Origin of the sequence: Photorhabdus sp. RM323S, from assembly GCF_042879375.1 — a bacterium.
Lineage (GTDB): Bacteria > Pseudomonadota > Gammaproteobacteria > Enterobacterales > Enterobacteriaceae > Photorhabdus > Photorhabdus tasmaniensis.
Window position 1 is genome coordinate 1 of record NZ_JBHFKZ010000121.1, and the last position, 2736, is coordinate 2736.

Here is a 2736-nt window from a genome sequence, read left to right on the forward strand (position 1 = left end):
CGCTGTTACTCCTTCTGCAATGGCATCCTCTTCATTGATTTCATTCAACCTCTCGACACGAATATCTGTGATTTCTAACGTGATGCGTGAGGCCCAGCGTGGCATGTGAATTGACGGTATCCATTTGTCATCACGAACCTCGACGCACTCAAAATCACATTCCGACATTAGTCGAATGTGATCTTTCATGTCGCTAATACTCTCGTATCCGTCAGCGCGATACGCCGCAAGACCATCGCTTACTTCGCCAAATGAACAGCCATTCGCGCAAACGCGATAATTAATAGTCTGGTAATGAGCCCAGGTCTCACGTACCCACAGCCGATCACCCACTTTCCAAGGACAACGACTTAGAATATTGCTTTGTTGCGGCTTAACAGGCCGCCGTGTTTGAGTTTTCCGCCCGGACAAAATCGCCCGGACCATCTCACCGTTGAAAATAATTGGCTTCTCTGTCATGATTGCCTCGCTATTAGTGGTATAGGGGAAATGAGAGCTCCCCTGTTTGACTCATATTTAATTAGCCCCGGTTGTTCCCGCAGACGGGGCGCTTTCTCTGATATGCTCAAGCATCTGCAACAATGCTTTTGCTGCCTCTTTTGCTTCCTCTCCGTGAAACGCAACTGTTTGAGATGGGTTCTCAAAATCAATAGCTTCCAGTACTTTGCAAAATTTGTTCAACATGCAATCGTTGCCAGATATCCAACGGCTGATTTGTGAATGATGAACTCCTACCATCTTTGCAACTTCCGTGTTGCCCTTCGCTGCAATCCCATTCCTGATCACATCCTCATACTCCTGAGCTTTAGTGCGTGTTTGTGCGATATCCATACGTCATACTTTCCTAAATAAAATTAAATTTATAGCCCAGTTGGGCTACGCTCCCCGCTTGTGAGGAATGCACCTTTCGGCGCTGAGATGTTAAAGAGCGGGCGAGCTATACCGGCTCGCGCGGTTTAGTTTTATGCTGCTTTTGGTGGAAAGATGTCATCAAGACAATACTTCCCTCCCAGCGAATTCAGTACGCGCACAATTTTGCGGCATGAATGTAAATCTGGAGTTCTAATTCCTGATTCGTAATTCCCAATACGTGACTGTGACCATTCAAGCTTTTTTGCTAATTCAGCTTGAGTAATGCCAATCACTTTCCTTGCTGATGAAATTTTGTTCATTGTCACTCCTTGCGTCTAACATCATTATTAAACACGATTTGTGATTCAGTGTAAACACAAATCGTGAGAGATAAAAAACACGAGGCGTGTTAAATAAGAGCCTATGAAAACATACGAAAGTGTCGGCGCAAGACTTAAGCGCCTTAGAAACCAACGAAAAATGAGTCAAGCGGCACTCGCGGAACAGTGCGGCTGGGCTTCTCAGTCAAGAATAGGAAACTATGAATCTGGTACTAGAAATGTCAGTGCTGATGATGCGGTTATTTTATCTAAAGCCCTCGGTGTTTCTCCATCCGAACTAATGTTCGGCGATAACACAGAATCTCAACAAGGAAGTGAAGTCAGTGAGATATGTACAGAATTATCAAAGAGACAAAAAATTCTTCTCGAACTGTTTGATGAACTCCCCGATAGCGAAGCTGACGAACTTTTAAAAACTCTTGAAGAAAAAAAACGGTATTACAATCAATTACTAGAGGAACTATCACAGAAGAAGAGTAAAAAGAAAGCATAAGGAACTTTTTTAATAACCATTTGGGACAAGAAGCGAAAGTAAGCTTTCTCTGTACACAAGTAGGCAATGGCAAAATAAAATACTCATTGCGTGAGATCCCAGGCCGGTAATGCCCATCTAAGCCACCCACCCGGTGGCTTTTTTTGCGTCCTTTCCCCGCCAAACTAGCCAAAATCTCACCTCAGAAAATTTTCCCCAAAATAAATTAACTTAAAAATCAATATTATGGGACCTTATCGTCAAAATAAATCACATTTCGTGTTGACTAATAAAACACAATATGTGATTATCAATCACATCAAAAGCACAACAGCGAACAGGCAAGGAAAGCCCACGAAGTAGCCGCCCGAGGCGCACGAATATCGGGATGATTCGCAAGTGCTAAGAAACATCATAAGCAACGGAGAAAGGTCATGAGCACATACAACAACGCAACAATGTACGTCGATAAATACACAGGCAAGCAATATTTGGTACAGAACGGCTACAGCGGGCGAGTTACTCAATACAAAGCAAATGTACAAGTTTGGCACGACTGGTCTTGTGAAAATTGCGGAAAATTAGGCACTACGATCTTCAAAAGCCGCGCGGAATTAAATAGCTGGCTCCGCATGATGGGATTCAAGAAGTAACTAATAGGGATGTTTCGCTCTTTAACAGATAGCGCTGAAAAGTGCACATTTTCAACCAGTCGGTTTCTGACTGCGCTGTACACAACAGTGTAACCAGAAATCAACAGGAGAAAATTTATGAAATGCTACTCATATAACAATGCTGTAAAGCGTCGTCGTGACAGCAGACAGGCATTAACCGAAGCGTATAACAAAGCTAACGGTATTAATCCTGATGAAGAAGTTAAGACAGTTCGACCCACTCTTTATCTTAAGCGTCAAGCGATGGATCGAGTCGAAAAAGCAGTTTCAGTACAAGATACGAAAGTATATGACAGTTTAGATAATAGATGCTTACCCAATACTTTTCTCTATTCAGTCAAGAATAAGAAAAGTAGCAATATTACAGCAAGATAATGAATATTTCGCCGCACCGGGG

The 2736-nt window shown here is 42.8% G+C and carries 5 protein-coding genes and 1 pseudogene; 3 read left to right on the forward strand and 3 right to left on the reverse strand.

Going from position 1 to position 2736, the window contains the following annotated elements:
• The 3 genes and pseudogenes from ACGF7G_RS21955 to ACGF7G_RS21965 form a co-directional block, all read right to left on the reverse strand.
• A pseudogene (locus tag ACGF7G_RS21955) lies at nt 1-459 on the reverse strand (hypothetical protein); the annotation flags it as partial.
• A 57-nt stretch (nt 460-516) separates the two neighbouring features.
• Complete coding sequence (locus tag ACGF7G_RS21960; protein WP_387468384.1) at nt 517-831, reverse strand: CII family transcriptional regulator; 315 nt, start codon at nt 829-831, stop codon at nt 517-519.
• 131 nt (nt 832-962) lie between these two features.
• On the reverse strand, nt 963-1172 hold the full coding sequence (locus ACGF7G_RS21965; RefSeq protein ID WP_387468385.1) for a helix-turn-helix transcriptional regulator: 210 nt from the start codon (nt 1170-1172) through the stop codon (nt 963-965).
• A 103-nt stretch (nt 1173-1275) separates the two neighbouring features.
• Between ACGF7G_RS21965 and ACGF7G_RS21970 the strand changes: the two genes are divergently transcribed.
• From ACGF7G_RS21970 to ACGF7G_RS21980, 3 genes are all read left to right on the forward strand, one after another.
• Entirely contained in the window at nt 1276-1686 is a 411-nt protein-coding gene (locus ACGF7G_RS21970) for a helix-turn-helix domain-containing protein (RefSeq protein ID WP_133812562.1), read from the forward strand.
• A 413-nt stretch (nt 1687-2099) separates the two neighbouring features.
• Nucleotides 2100-2318: a hypothetical protein gene (locus ACGF7G_RS21975; RefSeq protein ID WP_387468387.1), complete on the forward strand. Its 219-nt coding sequence runs from the start codon at nt 2100-2102 to the stop codon at nt 2316-2318.
• A 117-nt stretch (nt 2319-2435) separates the two neighbouring features.
• Complete coding sequence (locus ACGF7G_RS21980) at nt 2436-2714, forward strand: hypothetical protein (protein WP_387468389.1); 279 nt, start codon at nt 2436-2438, stop codon at nt 2712-2714.
• Nucleotides 2715-2736: the final 22 nt, after the last annotated feature.

What these genes read in the sequence shown, in the direction of transcription:
- ACGF7G_RS21960 (WP_387468384.1), bottom strand. Translation starts at nt 831, where the DNA reads ATGGATATCGCACAAACACGCACTAAAGCTCAGGAGTATGAGGATGTG.
- ACGF7G_RS21965 (WP_387468385.1), bottom strand. Translation starts at nt 1,172, where the DNA reads ATGAACAAAATTTCATCAGCAAGGAAAGTGATTGGCATTACTCAAGCT.
- ACGF7G_RS21970 (WP_133812562.1), top strand. Translation starts at nt 1,276, where the DNA reads ATGAAAACATACGAAAGTGTCGGCGCAAGACTTAAGCGCCTTAGAAAC.
- ACGF7G_RS21975 (WP_387468387.1), top strand. Translation starts at nt 2,100, where the DNA reads ATGAGCACATACAACAACGCAACAATGTACGTCGATAAATACACAGGC.
- ACGF7G_RS21980 (WP_387468389.1), top strand. Translation starts at nt 2,436, where the DNA reads ATGAAATGCTACTCATATAACAATGCTGTAAAGCGTCGTCGTGACAGC.